The organism is Hoeflea prorocentri, assembly GCF_027944115.1.
Classification (GTDB): domain Bacteria; phylum Pseudomonadota; class Alphaproteobacteria; order Rhizobiales; family Rhizobiaceae; genus Hoeflea_A; species Hoeflea_A prorocentri.
Window position 1 is genome coordinate 3,214,246 of sequence record NZ_JAPJZI010000001.1, and the last position, 21,461, is coordinate 3,235,706.

Below are 21,461 nucleotides of genomic sequence, written 5' to 3' on the forward strand. Positions count from 1 at the left end.
GCTTTACCCATGTGTCTGAATGTAGCATTCAGTGCGATCACCAAGGCAGCCGGATGGCTGCAATATACATGCCGATCAACAAGCAGGAACCTGCTTTGCACCTTTGAACAATGGAAGGCCAGGACCGGATGAAAGATCTTGAAGAGGATCGCGCCGCCATCCTCGCCGTCGTCGATGCCGAGACGGAGGCATATCTTCAGCGGGACTATGATGCCTGGGAGAAATGCTGGCATGACGGGCCGGAAATCCGGCGCATTCATTCGCATGTCGGAACCGGTGTGACGGTTGTCGCCGGGCCCGAGATCAGAACTCAAATGCACCGGCTTTTGTCAGAAAACATTGAATGGCAGGTGCCGGAAGCTATCCGGCGAGAGAACATGAATATTGTTGTCAGCGCCGAGATGGCCTGGGTGAGCTACGATCAGATCGGCGATATGTCGAGCATTCCCAAGGAGATGGCCGGGCATTATCACGAACTCAAAATCCTCCACAAAATAGACGGATCCTGGAAAATCGCCTGTATTGTGGGCACCCAAATGCGCATCGACCATGTGCGCGCGCCGCTTGTCGAGGTCGACGAGACTGCGCGCCTGTTATGGATGAACGAGGCGGCTCAGGACCGCCTGCCGAACCATCCCATGCTTGGCTTGCGGGCAAACCGTCTTCATGCCGCCGAACCGGACGCGCAAGGTGAACTTTTGAGCGCGGTGGACTGGATCGCCAAGGTCCGCGACCGGCACACGCCATGCGTCGGAGAAGACGCAGTCACACGGGCGATCGCACTTGGTCAGGACGACACCGGCCTTGCCCATATCTGCTGGGCGATCCTGCGAGACGGCAGGCTGCTCATCACCTTCGACGACACGGACCGGCTCGAACGGCAGCTCGCCAGCGCCGCAGCAGTCTATGGCCTTTCCCAAGCCCAGGAGAAGCTTGCACGGCACCTGGTAGAAGGCCGCGATCTCGGGGCAGCCGCAGCGGCGCTTGGCATCAGCCCAAACACCGCGAAAACACACCTGCAGCGTATCTACGACAAAACAGGCGTCCGGGCGCAGCCGGCTCTCGTCCGCCTTCTTCTCAACGCGGACCGGCGCGGCATTTGATCGGCCCTCAGGCTTTGCCGGTCAGCCAATAGGTCTGCACCAACCCCTTGCCTTTGATCTCGACACTGCCGCGCGGCTCGAATGTGTAGGCTGTTCCCAAACGCTGTTTCATTTCGTCGGTTAGCTGGATACGCCCGGCTTCACCATGGCTTTCCATTCGGCTTGCGGTGTTCACCGTGTCGCCCCAGACGTCGTAGAACACCTTTTGTGTTCCGATCACGCCGGCGATGGCGGCGCCCGAATGAAGGCCGATCCGCACCTCGATCCGCTGGCCGGACTCGGCTGTCAGCCGGGCGGTGACGTCCAGCATGGCCAAAGCCATATCCGCGATCACCTGCGCGTGGTCCGGGCGCGCTGTCGGCAATCCGGCGGCAACCATATAGGCATCGCCGATGGTCTTGATCTTTTCCAGACCGAACTGTTCGGTCAGCCTGTCGAATTCGGTGAAAACCCAATTGAGAAATTTCACCAGATCATCCGGCGGCATGGACGAAGCGCGCGGAGTGAAATCGACAATATCGGCAAACAGGATTGTCACCTCGGGCAGTTCATCTGCGATCACAGAGCCGGGCGACGACTTCAGACGCATCGCAATTTCAGCAGGAAGCAGGTTGTCTAGTAACGCCTCGGAGCGCGCATGTTCAGCGGCCAGCGCTTCTTCAGCCCTCGCGACCCTGAAAGACAGGGTCATAACCCCAAAGGCGATGATCAGCGGCATCGCCACAACCACGGTCAGAAGGACCAGAAGCTGGAACCTCGGATCTACCACGACAATGCCGGACGGTTCCTGGAAGTACACGGCCGAAATAACCATGGCGACAATACATGCCACACAAAATACAATCGTGTCGGTCAGGTTCTCCTTGCCATTGACGACAAGCGCGGCAAGCAGGGCGATATTGAGATATAAGTAAAGGCCGGTGCCTGCGCCAAGGAAATAGCTGAGCGTGGTGAAGACCCAGATACCGACTGCGAGACCCAGGAAAAGGGCCAACCGCAAACTTCTTATTGCCACAAGGGGAAGCAGGATGATGGATGTACAGGCAAAGGCAGCAATCCACGCGACACGCAGGCCGTCAAAATCGTAGAGTGCATAAAACGCACCATAGCCGAGGGCTGCGCCAAATCCGGCCAACATGATGACGTTGAAGGCAAAGCGCCGGGATTTCTCGTTGTCCGGCAAGCCGTCCAGTCCAATGGACAAATACCAGGTGATCGGCCGCCACGCATTCAGCATGAAAGATCTGAAAATTTGTTTCGCCTCCACCGGATCAGGTTCGAGAACAGTTCACCGACAAAGCTACTTCAAAGCGGCGTCCAATCAAGATGCGCACTTTTGACCGCAAGTTCCGCGGGTCCGGTCCGAAGTCTGTCATCCCTACCCTGTCAGCCGCACTGGACGTCGCATGGTCGAACACTGGCGCGCAACCGACGACACATGACATTCGGATTTATTCATAAAACACCGCCACGCTTGTCATGCATGCAACAGGCAAATTCACCTTTCGAGCCCTTACTGGACGCATTGCAAGAACATTCAGATGTCCGCTTTGGCGCCGGTCAGGCTAGATCAATTCAATTGTGCCTTTCATGTGTGGATGGAACGCACAAAAATAGTTGGTTTCCATTCCCTCGGTAACTTTGATTGACCGCGCATCGTCCTTGACGATTTCTCCGGTATCCCAATCTGCCGCCACCGCGGTAGCGGTATGAGGCGCCAAGTCCTCATTGGTCCAACGTATCGTGTCGCCGACTTTGACGGTGATGGTCTGGGGTTCGAACTCAAAGGACTTGATCCTGATGTCATGAGTTCTTGGCGTTTTTGCCAGGCCATTGTTGACGGAGGTAGCCAGAGCGCCAGCACATGCTGCCGCCCCGACCAGAAGGTCCCTGCGGATGACTTTTGATGCCATCAGTTCAGGGCCTCCACCATCATCTCCGCATGAGCTTCATGCGCTTTGAAAATTTTCAGGCCTTCTTCGAACAGGGCTTTCACCTCGGCATTCTCGATATTCGGGATGAAGACGTCACCGACCAGAGCATTGACCGCTTTGTGGTACGCCAGTTCGTTCTCGGCATAGGCCCTGTCAAACTCAGCCCCGCTGAGTGTGCTGAACCTCTCGATGATTGCATCGCCGTCCTGGTTTAGTTTTTGACTCAGAAAATTGTCTTGCGCCTGGACGCCCAGTTTTTCCAGCAGCGCCAGAGCTTGCTCATTCACTGCTTCATGATCGCGAATCATCGTTTTTGCGAATTTGTGAATTTCCGGGTTCTTGGATTTCGCAAGCGCCAAATGGGCATAACGAATGTCGAGATTGTCTGCCGTGTATGCAACATGAGCAATTTCGACATCGCGTGGCGCATCGAAATCGCAAAGAGGCTGCTCCTGGTTCCAAAGAACACACTGACAGATGCCGCCGAAGGTGCAGGCTATGCCTCCGATTCAGCCTTTGCGCGTGTTTTTAAAAAGGAGACCGGCATGACACCTGCCGGTTTCAGAAAGTCTACCATCGCTGCTCATTCAGACGTATGAACGATCTGCATAAAATCGGGAACTTTCGCGCATAGCCTGCACGAAACTCCTCACATATTTCTCTTCGATCGCTGCATGTCAGCAAACTGCAAAAGGATGAGAAAACCATATTCCCGCGTTTCGTTACCAAGTCACTTCACGCATATCTCGACTATCCGGTCGCGCTCGGCCTTATCGCAATGCCATTCCTGTTTGGTCTCGGTGAGGGCAATATCTTGGCATTTTGGTTGTCAATCGCGACAGGGATTGCTGCGCTCTTTTTGACCGTGCTCACCGACCACCATCTCGGTATCTTCCGGGTTTTGCCCTACAGATTTCACCTTGCCGTCGACGGTCTGGTCGGAATTGCATTCATTGTCGCACCATTGGCCTTTGGTTTCACCGGCATCGAGTTTTGGTACTACATGCTGCTTGGCCTCACGGTCCTGGTTGTGGTTGGCTTGCACCAGCCTGAAGACAGCGTTGTGTCGGCATAATGCAGACCTCCCGATACAAACGGGCCGCAATTGTTCTGCGGCCCGAAGCCGTTGAGATTGTTCGATGACACCTTCTGTAAATGCTGACGGTCTTCTGACTGAAGTAAGATCATGCACCATTTGCAAGGATCTCCCGTTGGGAGCACGCCCGATTGTTCAATTCAGCCCCAGCTCAAGGCTCTTGATCGTCGGTCAGGCACCAGGTCGTATCACCCATGAAAGGGGCATTCCATTTGACGATCCCTCGGGCGATCGGTTGAGAGCCTGGCTGGGGATTGATCGCGATGTCTTTTACGACGCCCGGAAAGTCGCCATCGTGCCAATGGGCTTCTGTTTTCCTGGAACTGCCAATGGAGGTGATTTGCCTCCGCGCAGCGAATGTGCACCAGCGTGGCGCAACAGGATTCTTGATATCCTCACTTCCGTGGAATTGACCCTGGTCATCGGACGTTACGCGATTGATTGGCATTTGCCCCAATTTGGCAGATCCACGGTTACTGACGCGGTCAAGTCGTGGGCAGACGTGTGGCCCAATCGGCTCATCCTGCCGCACCCAAGCCCACGAAACAATCGGTGGCTCAGGCAAAATCCATGGTTTGAAAACAATATTGTGCCGGTGTTGCAAACGCGGGTGGAGAACGTTTTTGACGCGGACCGCCCTTAACATCTGTGAAAACTGACAATGATGGTGGTCCCAATGAAGCCGCTGCCGGGGAACGAGCCGCGGCGGCTTTGCGGCGAGTTCGAGAATTCGGGCTTCCCAAACAGCCTGTCGATGCGGGTCCAGGCCGAAGTTTGGCATCCCGATCTTGTATCTGTGCTGTCCGACATCCAAATGCATCTCATGTTACGAACATTTGCAAAGACATTGTTGCTTGCATGCGGGCTGGATGCGGCGCAGGCGGGCGAATTGGAGGACATTGCCGAGCAGGCTGCCTCGAAGGCACCGAACTATGCGCTGGGTGTCGCCTACGCGGAGAATGGTGCGAAACCCGTGACAATGACATTTGGGCCCATTCACAAAAACACCGACACACCCGTTTCCACTGATGCGCAATGGCATATCGGATCGATCACAAAGTCTTTCACCGCCGCCCTCATCATGCGGCTGGTGGATCGCGGGACACTCTCGCTCGACGCACCCGTCGAGGATTATCTGCCCAAGGACAAGGCGCTCATGCACGCGCAATGGCGCGCGCTCACCCTTCGTCAATTGCTCTCACACACGTCCGGACTGCCCGCCAACGCGCCCATGGAACACTTTTCAAAACGATCGAACGAGAACCTCCACGATCTGCGGCGTGAGATCCTGGCCGCCTTGTGGATCAGTCCGCTTTCCGATCAGACGGGCGCTTATCTCTATTCCAATCTCGGCTATTTGCTGGCAGGTTTTGTTGCCGAAGAGGCCACCGGAAAACCCTGGGAAAAGCTCGTTCTTGACGAACTGGCGGTTCCGCTTGACCTGAAATCACTCGGGTTCGGGGCGCCGGTGAAGGACGGAGCGCCGTGGGGCCATGGCGGATTTGTTCTGTTCAAGCGCGAGGTCTCGCCACAAGCGGACATAACGGACAATCCACCCTGGCTCGGGCCTGCCGGGACAATCCATTTGAGCCTCAACGATCTTGTGCTTTGGGGCCAGGCCCACCTTGCCGCGTGCAAGGGAGAAGCAGATCAGTTTTTGTCAGCCAAAAGTTGCCTGGCAATGCAGGAGATCATCGCTGAAAACTACGGTCTCGGCTGGGTGATCGAGGACAATAAAGACCCACCCCATATCTGGCACAACGGGTCGAACACCATGTGGTACGCCAAGTTGGTGATCCTTCCGGATCAAGACCGTGTGCTGGCAGCCGCAACCAACGTTTTTCATGCGAGAAGAATAGACAGGCTTTTGGACGACATGCGCCTGTCGAACGACTGAAGCCGGCACCGGCCCCAAGCAGCCGAACCGGTCATTTGGTTGTCTGTCTCGCGCCGGCTTGTGAAAAGGCGTTGTGTGATCTAAGTACACACCATGTCCTATGCAAGATGGGGCGACGGAGATTTTATGTCCACGCTTGCGGCCCGCCGCTAAGGTCCACCCGACCGGATCGATCTGAACCAAAAAGCCTACCGTGCGCAATGCCGGGAGCTTTTTCGGCTGACATAAATTCAAGAGACAATCCATTGAACACCTCACAATACGAACGGCGTGTTTTGCGCGTTCCGCCGCCGCTCGAGCGCAAGCCCGACAATACGCAAGAGACACCCGCCAAGGATCATCACCAATGTTGAAACCGACAATCAAACCGACGACAGAAGACGACATCCCGGCCCTGCTGATCGTGCTGGATCAGACCGGGCTTTTTCCAAGTGACATGCTCCCGGACATGCTCGCGCCATCCCTTCAGGGAGATACCGGCGCATTCTGGCTGACCTGCCATCTTGACGGGGCAGCCGTCGGTTTGTGCTATACGGCACCGGAGGAACTGACCGATGGAGCCTGGAACATGCTCGCGCTTGCGGTCCGGCCCGATCTTCAGGGCAAGAAGCTGGGAGCAGCACTCGTTGCTGCAGCCGAGCAGCACCTCAGGGAAAAGAACCAACGCATCCTGATCGTCGACACCTCGAGTACGGAAGACTTCGCACGGACCCGGACATTTTATGCCCGCAACGGATATGAAGAAGAAGCGCGCATCCGGGACTTCTGGTCAGAAGGCGATGACAAGGTGATTTTCCGAAAGGCACTCTGACTACAAATGCCCTTCGCCATTCAGTTGGCGGAGGGCTCTTCAAAGGGCGGTGGAGCGGCCAATGGCCTGACGGTCAAGTCGTTCCGTCTGCACACAGATCGACGATCAGACGCTCCACGTCGCGGACCACCTTTGAGCGTGCCTCGGGTCGGCGCGCCAGCGACACTTTCAAAGCGGGAAGCGGTGGCATCCCGGCGTCCCGGCCCAACACCCGCAGACCGGCGTCCACGTTTTCCTCCAACCCTGCTGCTATCCCGATCCCGGCCCTTGCCGCCGCCATCATCCCGCCGAAGCTCTTGGTGCTCATGGCGACACGATACCGCCGCCCGGCCCGCTCCAGTGCACCCCTGATCGTTCGGGCGTAGTCGCTTCCCTCCACCCAGATGATAATCGGCAGCGGGTCCTGCTCATGCAAGTCCACCACTTCAGGTCCTATCCAGACCGGGTTGCGAACAAACAGCGGCACGGTCTGCGGCATCCCTGCGGCGGCGCCGGCAAGCAGGGCGAGATCGAGCCCGCTGTCGCGCAGGCCGCCGATCAAATCGGGCGTGGCCTCGGTCCACAGCGACAGCTCCACGTACGGCGCCACCTTCCGCATCTCCGGCAGAAGCCGCCTGAGAACCGGCGTCAGGAAAACCTCTGACATGCCGAGTGCAACCCGGCCCGCGCTGGAGGTCAGGGCGAAGGCCTCGCATGCCCGGTCATGGGCGTTCAGTACTTCGCGCGCCGGTCCCAGAAGCCGCCGACCCTCCTGCGTCAGCCGCACCGTTCCGCTGCCGCGCTCAAGGATCGGCCGCCCGATCTCGGCCTCCAGTTTCTTGATCTGCTGGCTGACTGCACTCTGTGTGCGCCCGATCTGCTGGCCGGCCGCCGTGAAGCTCCCTGTCTCGATGATCGCCAGAAATGCTTTCAATGCGTCGATATCCATACCCATTAGAATTTCTTATTCTGGTTAGAAAGTAAATTCGTTTGCGAAATGGACAGGTTCATCGGCATCTTCCGCGGCGAAGGAGACATCCGATGGACCAGCTTTTCACCCACCGTCTTGCCCGGCCCGACGATTTCGGCGCCCTGATGGCTCTTCTGCACCGCGCCACCCTTGGTCTCAATGACGATCACTACGATCTGGATGCCATGCGCCTTGCTCTCAAAGAGGTGCCGCTGCTGACGCCTGATCTTGTCGACGATGGCCACTACCATGTTCTCACCGGCGCTGAAGGCGCGATCCTCGCCGGCGGCGGCTGGTCCTGCCGCGCACCCGGCTATGCGGCGGCATCCGGCGAGCATGCCGCCGCGCTGGCGCCCGGCCAGGCACTTGTCCGGGCCGTAAATGTCGACCCGACTGTTGCCCGCCGGGGCCTCGGCAGCCGGATCATGGCGATCATCGAGGCGGACGCCGCCGCCCACGGCGTCCGCCACCTCTCGCTAACGGCCACCCTGCCCGGCAAACAGCTCTACGATCGCCTCGGCTACCGCACCCTTCACCCCGTTGAGGGACGGCTTTCAAACGGCTACCGCGTCAGCCTCTACGCCATGGAAAAGGTGCTATCGCATGATCCCGATGCAGCCGCGAGACCCGTCACTCAAGGTGTTTCCGGCAGGGACCTTTGCTGAACCGCTATTTCATGGAGCTTATGCCAAACAGATTGCCCTCGGTATCCTGGCACAGCGACACCCAACCGAATTCACCGATCGAGAATTTCGGTCTGACCACGTCCCCGCCGGCTTCTGCAACACGCGCCTCCTCGTTGGCACAGTCTTCGGCGGAAAAATAAACGACGGTCCCGCCGACACCGGGAGAGGCATTGGCCGATTTCGTCAAGGCACCACCCGCGCCATACGCCCCCATATCTGCCGGAAAACTCATCATTTGAGTTTCACCTGTGGGGTCACCGATCGGTTCGAGTTTGCAGTCCAGCACGGTTTCGTAAAACGATACGGCCCGATCCAGGTCGTTTACATAGATATCAAACCATCCAACAGCGTTTGTTTTAGACATCATCAACTCCAGTTTGTTGTCGAACATGCCCATCAGCTACCAAGCCGTTATTGGTCAGTATTGTAGATTTCAGACATCGAATTTTCTGGAATACTTGCCCGGCGTATAGCCTGTCGCCCGGCGGAACGAGTGGATGAAGTGAGACTGGTCAGCATATGAAAGGGAAGGCTCGCCGTCTAAGGATTGCTGCAGCCGAAGTACCTTGAGGAAATCGTGAGGCGCAAAACCCGTCGTCTTTTTGAGAACCCGTTGCAATTGGCGTGGTGATAACCCTGCCACCGCCGCCATTTCTGCGACAGAATGGATGTCGTCGAGGTGCTGGAATATCCTTTCGGTGACCGGATTGGCGATTACGAGCTTGCGTTCAATCAGGTCTTCCACAAAGCGAGAGAGCATGGACTGCTTGGCTGCAAAATCCTTGCCGATAAGGGCCTGATTGAGAGCGGTCAGCGGTAGAGTGCCGTCATAGGCGTCTTTCACCAGACCGTAGGACGCCTCTTCGCAGTCTCCCTGCCAAACGCCCGGCAGAAGTCGGATGTTGAGAAAGTGAAACGTCTTGCCCAGATTGAGCTCCTCAGAGGAAGAATGCAGCCTGGTTATCCCGACGACGCCCGGATTGAGCTGATCGAAAACGATATAGGTGCAGGCGTCCGGCAGGGCGTGGAAGCGATAATCGTCCAACAAGGCAGCCTGCGTGCGCAGTTCCAGAAAACGATGGACAATGCCTCGCAAATGTTTGGGCGGTTCGGCTTCAAAAAACTGAACGGTTTCAACCGTTTTGTCTTTACCGTTTCCCTTTGGATCGTACATACCGCGCTCGCTCATTTCGCAGTTCTGTATTGGTAACACGTATCATCAATACTGCATTGAATGCATTCATAGCTTTCCCCTGCACCATGAACCGCCAAGAGAGTCTCCTCCAGGTACCGACAGCCCTTATTCAATTGAAACCATGTCGGACTACATGACAAACTGCCATTACAAGTATTCAGTTGATGAAGAGCCAACTTCTTATGGAGAATTCAGGCTTCGAGAGAAGTTGTTCTTCTTAAATCGTGAATTTTGGGTTTGGAGTTGCAAAGACGGTTTCGGCAGGACCTGGGATGTCGTGGTGGGGCGAGACGAGCCTTCGTTTCATCCGGATTCCCAGCCGCCAATTTGGATGTTTGGCGCTCTTCATGAGAAGCGATACGATCCGAGAGAGATTATCGTCAATGAGTTTCCAGAACTCATTCACGAAACAGGAAAAATCAACTGATCATTCGCGGTTAACCGAAACCAATCGGCACCTTGGGCTCCAAGCGGCTCCGCTTAACTCCCCACCCATGGCCCATGGTGGGCGCCTTCGGCATCCACCCGCTCAAAGGAGTGGGCGCCGAAGAAATCGCGCTGGGCCTGGATCATATTGGCGGTGGAACGGCCGGTGCGCATCATGTCGAAATAGGCAAGGCCGGATGAGAGCGCCGGCACGGGATTGCCGCCAAGGCTCGCCTTGCTGACGAGTGACCGCAGATCGCCCTGCCCGCGCTTCATGATGTCGGCGAAGAATGGCGCGAACATCAGATTGACGCGGCCCGAGGCCGTGAGCGCCTCGGCCATGTCGTTGAGCATGGTCGAGCGGATGATGCAGCCGGCGCGCCAGACCTTGGCGATCTCGGGCAGCGGCAGCGACCAGCCGAATTCCTCCGAGGCCGCCTCGATCATGGTGAAGCCCTGCGCGTAACAGGCGACCTTGCCGGCAAGCAGCGCGTTTTCAAGGCATTGCGGCGTGACGGTTTCGGCATCGAGCGCCTGCGGCGCGGGCCCGAAGAGCGCTTCGCCGGCCTCGCGCTCCTTTGTGCGGGCCGAGATGTTGCGCGCGGCGACCGCGGCCTCAATGGCGGAGACGGGTGTTCCAAGATGCTGGGCCTCGATCACCGTCCAGCGGCCTGTGCCCTTCTGGCCGGCGCGGTCGAGGATGATGTCGAGCACCGGGCGGTCCGTCTGAGGGTCAATCGCCCGCGAGACTTCGGCGGAAATCTCGATGAGATAGGAATGCAGCGGCCCCTTGTTCCACGCGGCGAAGATATCGGCGATCCGCGCCGGCTCATAGCCGAGCCCGTCGCGCATGATGCCGTAGACCTCGGCGATCATCTGCATGTCGGCATATTCGATGCCGTTATGCACCATTTTCACGAAGTGCCCTGCCCCGCCCTCGCCCATCCATGTGGCGCAAGGCACGCGATCATATTTAGCGGCGATCGCTTTCAGCACCGGCGCGACCCGGTCCCAGGCCGGCTTCGGCCCGCCGCCCATGATGGACGGTCCATAACGCGCACCCTCGGAGCCGCCCGACACGCCGATGCCGAGGAAAAGCTCACCCTTCTCCCTGGCCTCAGCCGCGCGGCGGTTGGTATCGCGGAAATTGGCATTGCCGGCATCAATGATCAGATCGCCATCGCCGAGCATCGGGCGCAGGATTTCGATATGCTGATCGACGACCTCGCCCGCCGGCACCATGAGGATGATGTTGCGCGGGGGTGCAATCGCCGCGACAAATTCCGTCAGGGTCTCGCACGGCGTCAGCTTGTCCGCCAGCTCTCCGGCTCCGTCCACAAAGGCCCGCGTACGCTCGGGCGTGCGGTTATAGACCGCGATATCGTGGCCATTGTCTGCGATGTTGAGCGCCAGGTTGCTGCCCATGGTGCCAAGGCCGATGAGGCCGATGCCGGGTGTCGTCATGATGTGTGAATGCCTTTCTGTCGTCGCCGCCTCGCCAAACGCCTGCCCATCATCGCGCTGACGTTTTTTCGATGGATAACACATTCGCAGGAACTGTGGCGGGCGAATTCTTAGCTTTCAACGGCTCTTGCGGCGAACGGCGTGAAACCGCTAGTGTCGCGCGGTCAAAAACAGAGCGGAGAATTCGATGAGCACGATCAAACCCTGGAGCGAAGTGGCCCCGCGCCTCATCGAGGTCGCCATGGGCCGCGCGCCGGCCGATATGGTGATCACCGGCGGGCAATGGGTGAACGTGCATTCGGGCGAGATCGTACCGGAGACGGATGTGGCGATCCTCGACGGCCGCTTCGCCTATGTCGGCCCTGACGCGAGCCACACAATCGGCGATGATACGGAGGTGATCGAGGCCGAAGGGCGCTATCTGGTGCCGGGGCTTTGCGACGGGCATATGCATGTGGAATCCGGCCTCGTGACCGTGACGGAATTCTGCCGCGCCGTCATCCCGCACGGCACGACCTCGATGTTCATCGACCCGCATGAGATCGCCAATGTGCTCGGCCTGCCGGGCGTCAAGCTGATGCATGACGAGGCGATGGATATGCCGATCAATGTGCATGTGCAGATGCCCTCCTGCGTGCCGTCGGCGCCGGGCCTGGAAACGCCGGGCGCCGAACTCGGCGTTGCCGAGGTGACGGAGGCGATGGGTTGGCCGAACATTATCGGCCTTGGCGAGATGATGAATTTTCCGGGCGTTGCCGCCGGAAACGCCACGATGCTCGGCGAGATCGCCGCAACGCAGGAGGCCGGCAAGACCGTCGGCGGGCATTATGCCTCGCCGGATCTCGGCCATGCCTTTCACGCCTATGTGGCGGGCGGGCCGGCGGACGACCATGAAGGCACGCGTAAGGAAGACGCCACCGCCCGGGTGCGCCAGGGCATGCGCGCCATGCTGCGCCTCGGCTCGGCCTGGTATGATGTCGCGGCACAGGTCAAAGCCATCACCGAGGACGGGGTCGATTCGCGCAACTTTATCCTGTGCACCGATGACAGCCATTCCGGCACGCTCGTCAATGAAGGCCATATGAACCGAGTGGTGCGCCACGCCATCGCGCAGGGGCTGAGGCCCATCACCGCAATCCAGATGGCGACGCTCAACACCGCGCAGCATTTTGGCCTGGAGCGCGAGATCGGCTCGATCACGCCCGGACGGCGGGCGGACCTCATCCTTTCCAGCGATATCAGCGCCCTGCCCATCGAGCTCGTCATTGCGCGGGGCAAGGTGATGGCAAAGGACGGCGCGCTGACGGCCGAAATCCCCCACCGCACCTATCCGGAATTTGCCAAGAACACGGTGAAACTCGGCAAGATGCTGGCGGCGCGCGATTTCGAGATCGCCGCGCCCGCCGGGGCCAACCAGGTGAACGCGCGGGTGATCGGCGTTATCGAGAACCAGGCGCCGACCAAGGCGCTGGAAGCGCCGCTTGCCGTTGAGGGCGGGCTGGTGCAGATGGACCGGGAAAACGATGTCTGCCAGATCGCGCTGGTCGAGCGCCACCGCGCCACCGGCCAGGTGACCAACGGGTTCGTCTCCGGCTTCGGCTATAATATCGACTGCGCCATCGCCTCGACCGTTGCCCATGACAGCCACCACATGATCGTCGTCGGCACCAACCGCGAGGACATGGCGCTGGCCGCCAACCGGCTGGGCGAGGTCGGCGGCGGCATCATCGTCGTCTCGAAGGGCAAGGAGCTGGCGCTGGTCGAACTGCCGATCGCCGGCCTGATGGCCGACGAACGCGCCGAAATCGTCGCCGACAAGGCACAGAAGATGGTCGAGGCCATGGAGGCCTGCGGCTGTACCCTCAACAACGCCTATATGCAGCACTCGCTGCTGGCGCTGGTGGTGATCCCGGAAATCCGCATTTCCGATGTCGGGCTTGTGGACGTGACCACCTTCAAGAAGGTGGATCTGTTCGTCTAAGACCCGACCGGTCTCAAGACGAGCAGCCGGACCAGGCGATATTGGCAATGGCGTTCTTTTCAAAGGACGCTGTCGCGGACCCCGCGGCCGTTTCAAGCACCACGCCGGCGCCGACAATCTCGGAATCCGAAACGGTGATCTCCAGCGCATCGGCGGTGTCGTCAACATCGATGGTAAAGGCCAGCGACGCGCCGGCGTCGAGGCCGGTCAAATCAAGCGTTACGGCGCTGTCGCCATCCGAGACGCGAGGCACGGTGTTCAGCACCTCCCCGCCCGACACCAGCTCAAAGGGCTGGAACACTTCAACGCCGGCGCCCTTGCCGGTGACATCGAAGATCAGCCCATAGGGCGAGCCGCCAAGATCGATGGTGAGCGACGCCGCGCCGAGCGCGCAGGCCCCGGTATTGGTGATCGTAAACCGATCCTTCGGCGCCCCCTCATCGAAACGAACCTGCAGATCGGCAAAAGCGGGCGAAGCAAAGCCGGCAAGAAGGGCGGCAAGAACGGCGGTTTTCATGGCAAACTCCTGTGTGTGCGTGCGGGGTTTACGCAGGAGGGGCCGGAGTGGTTCACCGGGCGGTGGGGTGATCACGAGGTGTTGAACTGGGGAAGTGCGCAGCTAGCGAAATTGAAATGTCGCCTATTGTTTAAAGCGATTTTCCCTGTGCCACGTGACAAAGGCGGAGTGTGGACGCTCCGTTTGTCTATCGGGTGTGAGTAATACTCCGCTGGAATTGATCATTGAGCGGATCGCCTCCACATCGTTTGCCTGTCGGGAAATCAGTACTTCCAAATTGTCTGACAGGCCAACAAGCCCTCGATCAAACATCCAATGTGCTGTGCCAGAAAGAGCAATCCCGTTGCTAACGATATCCGGTCCGTCATTTTCAACCGGTCGAATATGCGCAGCCTCAACCTCCGCCCTTCCCTGACCATTTATCAGACGTAGTCCGGTGATGGCACATCTTTCTCTGTAAGCACGTAGGACAGTTTTTCGGAAATTCCGATCACGGACAGGCCTGCTTGTCAGTTGGTCAACCCTGTCGCGAGCCGATAAGTGGATATATTGAGCCGGCCCTTCGCTGACTTCATTCGGCCTCTCGGTTCGTGGTAGGTCGTCCTCTGCCTTTCCAAGGCCCAACTCGATAATTCTGGTGAAATCTGTCGAAGAGATGGGCCTGACCGCAGCTTGAGCTCTGCCAGAAATGTGACCCTGTTCATTCAGGAGGCCCGACTCCGTGATCTGGTCACCAATACGAAATGGCACGGGGTCACCGAAATCGAGATAACTGCCGGGCTCGATAAGTGCGAGGTACATATCTTTGAGCTGGGGATCGGGAACAATTTTCTCCACCTTCGCGGCCGCAAAATACCCTTTCGTGCTTCGAACCTTTGTTGGCTGAAGGTAGATTATCCAATCGCCGACAAATTCGGTCGCCCTACTAAGATACTGCTTCGGGAACTGATATTGCATGGACGGAATATCTTCATAAATCGAGTCAGCCCTGTGCATGAAGATTCCAAATGCCATGCTTGAAATTACCCAATATGTGCAACCGGCAACAAGCTTTCAGAATAAGCGAATCTTTTCAACCTATTGGTGACTTTCACTTTTCCTAATCTAATAATTAGATTCAAGAATTCTAAGCAATGAAACGGAACTCCAAGCCGGCGAACGGGTTCAGGACGAACGTTTTTATACTCAAGTATTTAGAGTGGGTGTGGCGGCTAGAGATCAGTCTGTTTTTGGGGAAAGCACACGTTAAGCACCAGCAGATTTTCCAGTGTCAGTGCGCCAAAAACAGAGATCCTTCCACTATGTTTTCGATCGATGTGCAATGGCGAAAAATGTTTCAGTCATCTTCACCGATAAACTCAGTTTCATCATCGTCACTACTGAACATTTCTATTTGTTCTTGGTCCAGAGTATCCTTGCTTGGGGCTTTACGTTCCTCAGGCTTCGGTTGCGGCAACTCACTGGCTGCAAAGCAAGGCCCAGCTACGACCTTATCGAATGCGTTATCAAGCTCAGGTTCCATCGCTATGGTCGCTTCCAGCACCCAGAGCAGTTCCAGCAATTCGTCACTCATTCGTGCGGTCCAGCGTTCAGGACGGATGTCATCAAGAGGCGAGGATTTCTTGCCTGCCCGCTTCTTCATCCGATAGCCCAGCCACGATTGCACGACTTTGAGCCCCGACACCTCGAACTCCCAAATTTCCGGTGAGACTGGTCCGAAGCAGCCATCGCCCACGGCGATCTCGCGTTCTTCAGGGTCATAGGAGTACTCAGCGGGGTATTGTCCCGGTTCAGACGAGACACCCTTTATCGTAGTAGCCTTGCCTTGCGGGACCATTTCACCACGATCTTTGTCCTGGAACCGTTCCGCGTATGTGTGCAACCAGATCAGCTTACGACCCAGCTTAACTGCCTCCGCAAAACTGGCACCGTCTTTCGTCAATGGAACGCGCGGTCCGGGTGTTTCGAGCTCATTCCAGAACCGTCGAGTATAAGACTGCCCACCCAGCAAGCTGTAGATATAGGCTGCAAGATCCTCAGCGACTGGCGTCGTACCATATTCCGCTCCGAGCGCATCAAGCAGACCGGCGGTTACGTTCGGTTCGGTTCCGGCGGAGTCACGGTATAGAGGGATCACGTCCTTGCCGCCGCGCCCACAGAATACGTCCAAATCAGGCAAGTCAGCTGTAGCCACCATTGCCGCCCCGATCCCAAGCATCTTTGTCATTAACGACGCAAAGAACACGTTTTTTTCTCCGCGCACGTTTACAAGTGGTGGGCGCAGATAATCCCCCAGGCGGTTGTCAAGATAAGCGTAGTGTCTATCAAATGATCGATAGCAGTACCGTTCGACGGAAGGCGCATCAGCCGCAGCGTCAAGATCGGAGAGTTTTCTAAGTGGCACCCCAACGAAGCTGTCGTACCGGCGCGTGATCTTCCTATCTCGTGTCTCCTTGAACAACTTCTGCCGCTGAGAGGCGGTCGCTTCACAGAAATGTTCCCATCGCTTCCCAAGCACCTCGTTGTTCTCGCCTATCGGCCATACGCGTTTGAATTGGGAGCCGCTATGTTGCCAAGGGAATACATCTGTCAGTTCAGGCCAAAAAAAGTATGATGCATTGGACCTTGGATAAAATGGGTCGGACCAACCTTCGGAAATCGCTTCCCAAGGCAAAACTTTTGATTTCGTTCAATCCTTCAAGGAGTGCCAGCTTTCCAGCTCGATCTGCCGCCTCGACACGAAGGTACCTGACGTTCGCTGGCGTTTCTTTGTCGCGTTTGCCCGAGCGTATCCCCAATGAAATGGCGACAGGAGTCTGGATGTTGAAGACATTGGGTGTCTTGCGGGTCCCAAGAAGATCACCACCAAGATTTATCACATAGATTTCATCAAACTCGCGACGCATATACTCACGCATACCAACAAAGGCGGGGCCGCCGAGAAAACTTGAAGCGGTAATAAACGTTATAATCCCCCCGCACTCTTGCTGTTCGAATAATCGCCACAGGGCCCAGCGCCAAAAGTAGACATAGTCATTGTAAAGGTTCTTGAGGTGGACCCCCGCACCAGCCTTCGTCGCCGGTTCTGTGAAGTCCCTGAAGATCGGTCGTTCGCCCTGCTCCTCCTGCTTCGCTGCACCCTTGACCTGATCCCCGAACCGAACCCAACCGCCTTTGCGTTGCGTAGTCGTGTCGTCCGGGTCGATTTGTTGGCGATCGTAAGGCGGATTGCCCAGGCACACGAGGATTTCGCCAAACTGCTTCACTTTGCGCGCCGCCTCGTGCTCTCGCGTTAGTGCCTTGTGGGTCAAATCCAACCCGCCGGGAGGTGCCTTATTTGGGCTAGACAAAGTGTCGGCTAAATAGACATTTAGACGCCTTCCCAGCTTTTCATCCGCTTCCGCTGAATCCTTTGCATCATTTATGGCCCCTTCGAGCGCCTGCGTCAGCCGCAGGTGTGCGACGGCATATGGGCCGACGAGCACTTCGAACCCGTGCATATTCTCGGCCATTTGCCGCGCGCGGGCAGATACAGCGCCCTTCCCGGATCGCGCGCGGACCTTCTCAAGACCGTGCTTAACCGCAGCGACAGGGTAGGTTCCTGTACCCACAGCAGGGTCGAGGAACACTACACCGTCGTCGGCAAATCCTAGCTTTTTGCCGAACCTATCTTCAAGTAATTCCGAGGCCAATCGGACCTGCAGCTCTACAACTTCGCGGGGCGTATAGTAGACGCCATAGTCCTTGCGTAACTTCGGGTCATAAGCGGCAAGAAAATCCTCGTAGAAGTAGAGCCAGAGGTCAGGCTTCGATTTCAAGAAGTCGTGTGAATCGAGTTCTTCGAGCGAGCGCTGTAGCATCTCGAACCCTACGACCAGCTCCTTGCGCGCTTCGGGCTGACCCAACAGTTCGAGCGTTCGGGCCAGTAGACCGTTGTTGGAATCAAGCGTCTTTGCCGCTTCAGTCGGATCGAGCTTGACCGCTCCGGATAATCGGGCCAGTAGCATCGCATAAGTCACAGTCTGCGCATATGCATCCGCAAATTTTGCATTGTCGGAATCGGGAAAGAAAAACTGACGCCACTCGGTAGCAAGTAACTCGACGGCGGAGCCCGACTGCTCAAGCGCGTTTTCCACCTCAGACCTTAAGAAACGGGTCAGTGGTGCAAGATAGTTAGCCACTCCCGAGGGTGTATGGGGGACATTGGGTTTCCAGCTCAAAAAGTCCCAAAACAAACGTTCTAGCGCCTCAGCATCTTCCTCGGTTACAGCAGCCTCTCCTGTTTCTGTCGGGTCATCATAAAGCCGCACGATAGGTTGGCCCTCTGCTCGTTCACCCGAGCGATATAGAGACCATTCTCGACCATCGCTGTAGATCAAGTTTGGCAGGCCTCTCAGCTTTTGCCACTGTGTTTTGTTGTGCTTACCTTTTAGCTTCGGCGCGTCTGCCCCGACGCCGGGGGCCTTCAGCTCGACATAGCCGCAAATCAGGCCCCCAACATAAATCGCTATGTCAGGCCGAACTTTGTGTTCGGACAGGTGAGTTTCGGTTCGGGTTTCGACGGTCAATCCGTATTTGGCACCAGCCGCGACAAGGAGCGCGGCCACATCTGGCTTCAACTGGTCTTCAGGCGAGGCAGCTCCTGGTAGCGCAAACTTGTTCTTCAACTTTTCAGCAAATTCATGCAGGTCGCAAATTTCCATCTCAATCCAGCCGAATCATGTCTTTCCAGTTAGAACACCATTGGCACGGTTTGAAAGATACAACCAGAACGAACAAAATAAACTAATGTCTGCATTTCAAGACTTAAAAAGGTGCTTTTCTGTCCGCAAGTTTTCCGGACTTAAGCGGCGCCAGAGACGACAAGAAGTGTCTGGTCTAGGGCATGAGTTCACCTGGCGGCGCGGGCACCGGTTTGGAGACGGTATCCTAGAGTATTGCGCAACCATTCGTTGTCAATAAATTAGCATCGATATTCTGGCAAAGGTTTGTGTTGGCCGGCGTCCAGATGAATTCTGATTAACTTAATTAGCACTTACAGCTTTAAGGATGAATAATGTCTCGCCGCTTTATCATAGAAAAAGAAGGCTTGCCCAACCTCTCAGGGATGATGTTGGCTACCGTTGAGGCACTCAAGGCGATCGGCGGCTCTGCTACAATCCAGGAACTTGATGAAAAGGTCATAGAAGTCGAAGGAGTGACTGAAGAAGAACAGTCCTTTCCAATGCCCAACGATGAGCGGCGGTTAAAAGTTAATTATTATTTGGCTTGGGCGCGAACCTATCTCAGGCGTGGAAGCGCCTTGGAGAACTCCAGCCGGGGTGTTTGGTCACTAACCGACATCGGTGCAAACCTCCATTCTCTTGAGCAAGCTCAAGCGATTTATAACCAGGTGCAGGAGGAGGAAAAACAGCGGGCGCGCCTTAAGCGGCGAGAAAAGAAATCAATTGAAAAACTAGCCAGTCAAGTTCAACTCGATCTTGGTCAATTAGATGATGAGGAAGAAAGTGATACTGACTGGAAATCCGCGCTTCTGAATACAATGCTGCAAATGGATCCATCGGCGTTCGAGCGGCTAGCTCAAAGACTTCTTCGTGAAGCTGGTTTTACAAAGGTTGAAGTGCGCGGAAAGACTGGTGATGAAGGTATAGATGGAATCGGCGTTCTACGAGTAAATCTCGTTTCATTTCAGGTCTATTTTCAATGCAAACGCTGGAAAAGCAGCGTCGGTTCGAAAGAAATACGTGATTTCCGGGGGGCACTCCAGGGTCGGGCCGACAAGGGCCTATTCATCACGACAGGCAGCTTCACCAGCCAGGCATCAGATGAAGCAACCCGTGACGGGGCCATTGCTATCGACCTTATCGACGGCGACAGACTTTGTGAGCTTTTGAAGCAGTATGGTCTGGGCGTCGAAACAACGATGATCGAAAAAGTTGATATCAAGGAGAAATGGTTCGCCAACGTTTAGCGATCAGTCCGCCTTTCTGAGCCGACTTCTCTCACCCCGCCCCATATTCCCCATCCGTCACCTGCTCCAGCCACACCACCGTCTCGCCATCCAGCGCCTCATGGATGGCGATGTGGGTCATGGCGGTCTCTTCCGTTGCGCCGTGCCAGTGTTTTTCGTGCGGGGCGATCCAGACGGTGTCGCCGGGCAGGATGTCCTGTCGCGGCTCGCCCTCTTTCTGGACATAGCCGGCGCCGGAGACGACATGGAGGGTCTGGCCGAGCGGGTGGGTGTGCCAGGCGGTGCGGGCGCCGGGTTCGAAGTGGACACTGAGGGCGCGGACGGTTGCGGGTTCGGGCGCCGAGACGATCGGGTCCATCGTCACCCTGCCGGTGAAATAATCCGCGCTGGCGCTCTGTGTCGGGCGGCTGCCTGCCTTGTAGATGTCCATGGGTTCCTCGCATGTGAATGGCTTTGCGCCAGCATAGACGAAAAGCCGCCGGCGCACCCGGCCCTTGCTGCAATTTTTCGCACACCGGCATCCCATGCTATGGTCCAGCCTTTGCATCAGACGGAGACAGATATGAGCGGTGAGGTATCCTGGGTCGTTTCGGCGGCGATTAAGGCCGGCGCGTTGGAGGATTTGAAGGCCCTGAGCGCCGAGATGATCGAGAACACACAGGCCTCGGAACCCGGCACGCTCGGCTATGAATGGGCGATCAGCGAGGATGGCGCGCGGCTTGAAATCCATGAACATTACCGCGACAGCGAAGCGGCGCTGACGCATCTCGGCACCTTTAACGCCAATTACGCGAAGCGACTGATGGCGCTGATCGATCCGCCTGCAATGGCCGTTACCGGCGCGCCCGATGCGGCGCTGAAAAAGGTCCTCACCGAGATCGGGGCGACCTTCATGCAGCCCGCCGGCGGGTTCACGCGCTGAGTGCGGATGAGGCAAGTGGCCCGTCCCGCGCCACCGATAACAGGGGGAAGAACGGGAATGATTGGTAGAGCTTTTCTGGCAGGCCTGATGATCCTGCCGATGGCCGGCTTTGCGCAGGCGGAGGACAAGACATGCATCAATGTCGAGATGACAAAATTCAAGGGCTACCGGCTCGCAACAATACATGAGCCAGAAGCGCCGGATGGCAAAAGATGGAGAGACCAGACGGAAATCCTGTTTGAGACAGATAGCAAGGTGGCGCCAACCGCGCGGATTATCTTCATCAATGCAGGCGGGAGCCGCGCGCCATCCAATTGCGACCACGGTTCGAAGGAGATGTCCGTGGCTTACACGGCGGATCAGATGCCGATGTTCCTGAGCATGTGGGATGACGTCACGAGTTCCAGAGGGCTTTTGGTCATGCAATGCACTGCCCATCAGTCTTCAGACGACACAGGCCGGCTCCATGAGGGTTTTTGTACGACCGTGCAAAAATAAATATGTTACCG

Annotated in this window: 24 protein-coding genes; 12 read left to right on the plus strand and 12 right to left on the minus strand. The window is 57.0% G+C overall.

Annotated elements, in window-relative coordinates:
- Window positions 1–128: 128 nt before the first annotated feature.
- A complete protein-coding gene (locus OQ273_RS15010; protein WP_267991305.1) occupies window positions 129–1,103 on the plus strand; it encodes a nuclear transport factor 2 family protein in 975 nt (324 codons plus the stop codon).
- Window positions 1,104–1,110: 7 nt separating this feature from the next.
- On the opposite strand, the gene OQ273_RS15015 is transcribed toward OQ273_RS15010, so the two are convergent.
- The 3 genes from OQ273_RS15015 to OQ273_RS15025 all read right to left on the minus strand — a co-directional run bounded on the left by OQ273_RS15015 (window position 1,111) and on the right by OQ273_RS15025 (window position 3,447).
- On the minus strand, window positions 1,111–2,340 hold the full coding sequence (locus OQ273_RS15015; protein WP_267991306.1) for an adenylate/guanylate cyclase domain-containing protein: 1,230 nt from the start codon (window positions 2,338–2,340) through the stop codon (window positions 1,111–1,113).
- A gap of 328 nt (window positions 2,341–2,668) precedes the next feature.
- Window positions 2,669–3,016 carry a plastocyanin/azurin family copper-binding protein gene (locus OQ273_RS15020; protein ID WP_267991307.1) on the minus strand — a complete coding sequence of 116 codons (348 nt, stop codon included), beginning with the start codon at window positions 3,014–3,016 and terminating at the stop codon, window positions 2,669–2,671.
- Complete coding sequence (locus OQ273_RS15025; protein ID WP_333781705.1) at window positions 3,016–3,447, minus strand: DUF4142 domain-containing protein; 432 nt, start codon at window positions 3,445–3,447, stop codon at window positions 3,016–3,018. Before OQ273_RS15025 ends, OQ273_RS15020 begins: the two co-directional genes overlap by 1 nt.
- Between OQ273_RS15025 and OQ273_RS15030 the strand changes: the two genes are divergently transcribed.
- The 5 genes from OQ273_RS15030 (at window position 3,397) to OQ273_RS15050 (ending at window position 6,841) form a co-directional block, all read left to right on the plus strand.
- The gene (locus OQ273_RS15030; RefSeq protein WP_267991309.1) at window positions 3,397–3,636 is read left to right on the plus strand and encodes a helix-turn-helix domain-containing protein; all 240 of its coding nucleotides are present in this window, start codon (window positions 3,397–3,399) and stop codon (window positions 3,634–3,636) included. The genes OQ273_RS15025 and OQ273_RS15030 overlap by 51 nt on opposite strands.
- 107 nt (window positions 3,637–3,743) lie before the next feature.
- Window positions 3,744–4,112: an SPW repeat domain-containing protein gene (locus tag OQ273_RS15035; RefSeq protein ID WP_484496883.1), complete on the plus strand. Its 369-nt coding sequence runs from the start codon at window positions 3,744–3,746 to the stop codon at window positions 4,110–4,112.
- 64 nt (window positions 4,113–4,176) lie between these two features.
- A complete protein-coding gene (locus OQ273_RS15040; protein ID WP_267991311.1) occupies window positions 4,177–4,776 on the plus strand; it encodes a uracil-DNA glycosylase family protein in 600 nt (199 codons plus the stop codon).
- Between the two features lie 33 nt (window positions 4,777–4,809).
- Window positions 4,810–6,030 carry a serine hydrolase domain-containing protein gene (locus OQ273_RS15045; RefSeq protein ID WP_267991312.1) on the plus strand — a complete coding sequence of 407 codons (1,221 nt, stop codon included), beginning with the start codon at window positions 4,810–4,812 and terminating at the stop codon, window positions 6,028–6,030.
- A gap of 346 nt (window positions 6,031–6,376) precedes the next feature.
- On the plus strand, window positions 6,377–6,841 hold the full coding sequence (locus tag OQ273_RS15050; protein ID WP_267991313.1) for a GNAT family N-acetyltransferase: 465 nt from the start codon (window positions 6,377–6,379) through the stop codon (window positions 6,839–6,841).
- A gap of 73 nt (window positions 6,842–6,914) precedes the next feature.
- Here the strand turns inward: OQ273_RS15050 and OQ273_RS15055 are convergent, their stop codons facing one another.
- Entirely contained in the window at window positions 6,915–7,775 is an 861-nt protein-coding gene (locus OQ273_RS15055) for a LysR family transcriptional regulator (protein ID WP_267991314.1), read from the minus strand.
- Between the two features lie 86 nt (window positions 7,776–7,861).
- Here OQ273_RS15055 and OQ273_RS15060 point away from each other — a divergent pair, with 86 nt between their 5' ends.
- Window positions 7,862–8,455: a GNAT family N-acetyltransferase gene (locus OQ273_RS15060; RefSeq protein ID WP_267991315.1), complete on the plus strand. Its 594-nt coding sequence runs from the start codon at window positions 7,862–7,864 to the stop codon at window positions 8,453–8,455.
- Window positions 8,456–8,459: 4 nt separating this feature from the next.
- Here the strand turns inward: OQ273_RS15060 and OQ273_RS15065 are convergent, their stop codons facing one another.
- Together OQ273_RS15065 and OQ273_RS15070 are read right to left on the minus strand one after the other, a co-directional pair.
- Entirely contained in the window at window positions 8,460–8,873 is a 414-nt protein-coding gene (locus OQ273_RS15065) for a VOC family protein (protein WP_267991316.1), read from the minus strand.
- Window positions 8,874–8,909: 36 nt separating this feature from the next.
- The gene (locus tag OQ273_RS15070) at window positions 8,910–9,665 is read right to left on the minus strand and encodes a helix-turn-helix domain-containing protein (RefSeq protein WP_267991317.1); all 756 of its coding nucleotides are present in this window, start codon (window positions 9,663–9,665) and stop codon (window positions 8,910–8,912) included.
- Between the two features lie 127 nt (window positions 9,666–9,792).
- Between OQ273_RS15070 and OQ273_RS15075 the strand changes: the two genes are divergently transcribed.
- Window positions 9,793–10,098 (plus strand): hypothetical protein, encoded by a 306-nt coding sequence (locus OQ273_RS15075; protein ID WP_267991318.1) that lies wholly within the window; start codon window positions 9,793–9,795, stop codon window positions 10,096–10,098.
- 53 nt (window positions 10,099–10,151) lie between these two features.
- On the opposite strand, the gene gndA is transcribed toward OQ273_RS15075, so the two are convergent.
- Window positions 10,152–11,561: an NADP-dependent phosphogluconate dehydrogenase gene (gene gndA, locus OQ273_RS15080; protein ID WP_267991319.1), complete on the minus strand. Its 1,410-nt coding sequence runs from the start codon at window positions 11,559–11,561 to the stop codon at window positions 10,152–10,154.
- A gap of 187 nt (window positions 11,562–11,748) precedes the next feature.
- Here gndA and ade point away from each other — a divergent pair, with 187 nt between their 5' ends.
- Window positions 11,749–13,542 carry an adenine deaminase gene (gene ade / locus OQ273_RS15085; RefSeq protein WP_267991320.1) on the plus strand — a complete coding sequence of 598 codons (1,794 nt, stop codon included), beginning with the start codon at window positions 11,749–11,751 and terminating at the stop codon, window positions 13,540–13,542.
- 13 nt (window positions 13,543–13,555) lie between these two features.
- On the opposite strand, the gene OQ273_RS15090 is transcribed toward ade, so the two are convergent.
- The 4 genes from OQ273_RS15090 to OQ273_RS15105 all read right to left on the minus strand — a co-directional run bounded on the left by OQ273_RS15090 (window position 13,556) and on the right by OQ273_RS15105 (window position 18,762).
- Window positions 13,556–14,059, minus strand: coding sequence for an aggregation factor core (locus tag OQ273_RS15090; RefSeq protein WP_267991321.1), 504 nt, complete (start codon window positions 14,057–14,059; stop codon window positions 13,556–13,558).
- Between the two features lie 123 nt (window positions 14,060–14,182).
- Window positions 14,183–15,073, minus strand: a complete 891-nt coding sequence (locus OQ273_RS15095) for an HNH endonuclease (protein WP_267991322.1) — start codon at window positions 15,071–15,073, stop codon at window positions 14,183–14,185.
- 322 nt (window positions 15,074–15,395) lie between these two features.
- Window positions 15,396–16,733, minus strand: a complete 1,338-nt coding sequence (locus OQ273_RS15100) for a type ISP restriction/modification enzyme (RefSeq protein ID WP_267991323.1) — start codon at window positions 16,731–16,733, stop codon at window positions 15,396–15,398.
- Window positions 16,654–18,762 carry an N-6 DNA methylase gene (locus OQ273_RS15105; protein WP_267991324.1) on the minus strand — a complete coding sequence of 703 codons (2,109 nt, stop codon included), beginning with the start codon at window positions 18,760–18,762 and terminating at the stop codon, window positions 16,654–16,656. The genes OQ273_RS15100 and OQ273_RS15105 overlap by 80 nt, the downstream gene beginning before the upstream one ends.
- 353 nt (window positions 18,763–19,115) lie before the next feature.
- Between OQ273_RS15105 and OQ273_RS15110 the strand changes: the two genes are divergently transcribed.
- Window positions 19,116–20,030 carry a restriction endonuclease gene (locus OQ273_RS15110; protein ID WP_267991325.1) on the plus strand — a complete coding sequence of 305 codons (915 nt, stop codon included), beginning with the start codon at window positions 19,116–19,118 and terminating at the stop codon, window positions 20,028–20,030.
- A gap of 31 nt (window positions 20,031–20,061) precedes the next feature.
- Here OQ273_RS15110 and OQ273_RS15115 read toward each other — a convergent pair whose 3' ends face one another.
- On the minus strand, window positions 20,062–20,460 hold the full coding sequence (locus tag OQ273_RS15115; RefSeq protein ID WP_267993113.1) for a (R)-mandelonitrile lyase: 399 nt from the start codon (window positions 20,458–20,460) through the stop codon (window positions 20,062–20,064).
- A 132-nt stretch (window positions 20,461–20,592) separates the two neighbouring features.
- Between OQ273_RS15115 and OQ273_RS15120 the strand changes: the two genes are divergently transcribed.
- Both OQ273_RS15120 and OQ273_RS15125 read left to right on the plus strand, forming a co-directional pair.
- Window positions 20,593–20,952 (plus strand): putative quinol monooxygenase, encoded by a 360-nt coding sequence (locus OQ273_RS15120; protein WP_267991326.1) that lies wholly within the window; start codon window positions 20,593–20,595, stop codon window positions 20,950–20,952.
- 57 nt (window positions 20,953–21,009) lie between these two features.
- Window positions 21,010–21,450 carry a hypothetical protein gene (locus tag OQ273_RS15125; RefSeq protein WP_267991327.1) on the plus strand — a complete coding sequence of 147 codons (441 nt, stop codon included), beginning with the start codon at window positions 21,010–21,012 and terminating at the stop codon, window positions 21,448–21,450.
- Window positions 21,451–21,461 lie beyond the last annotated feature (11 nt).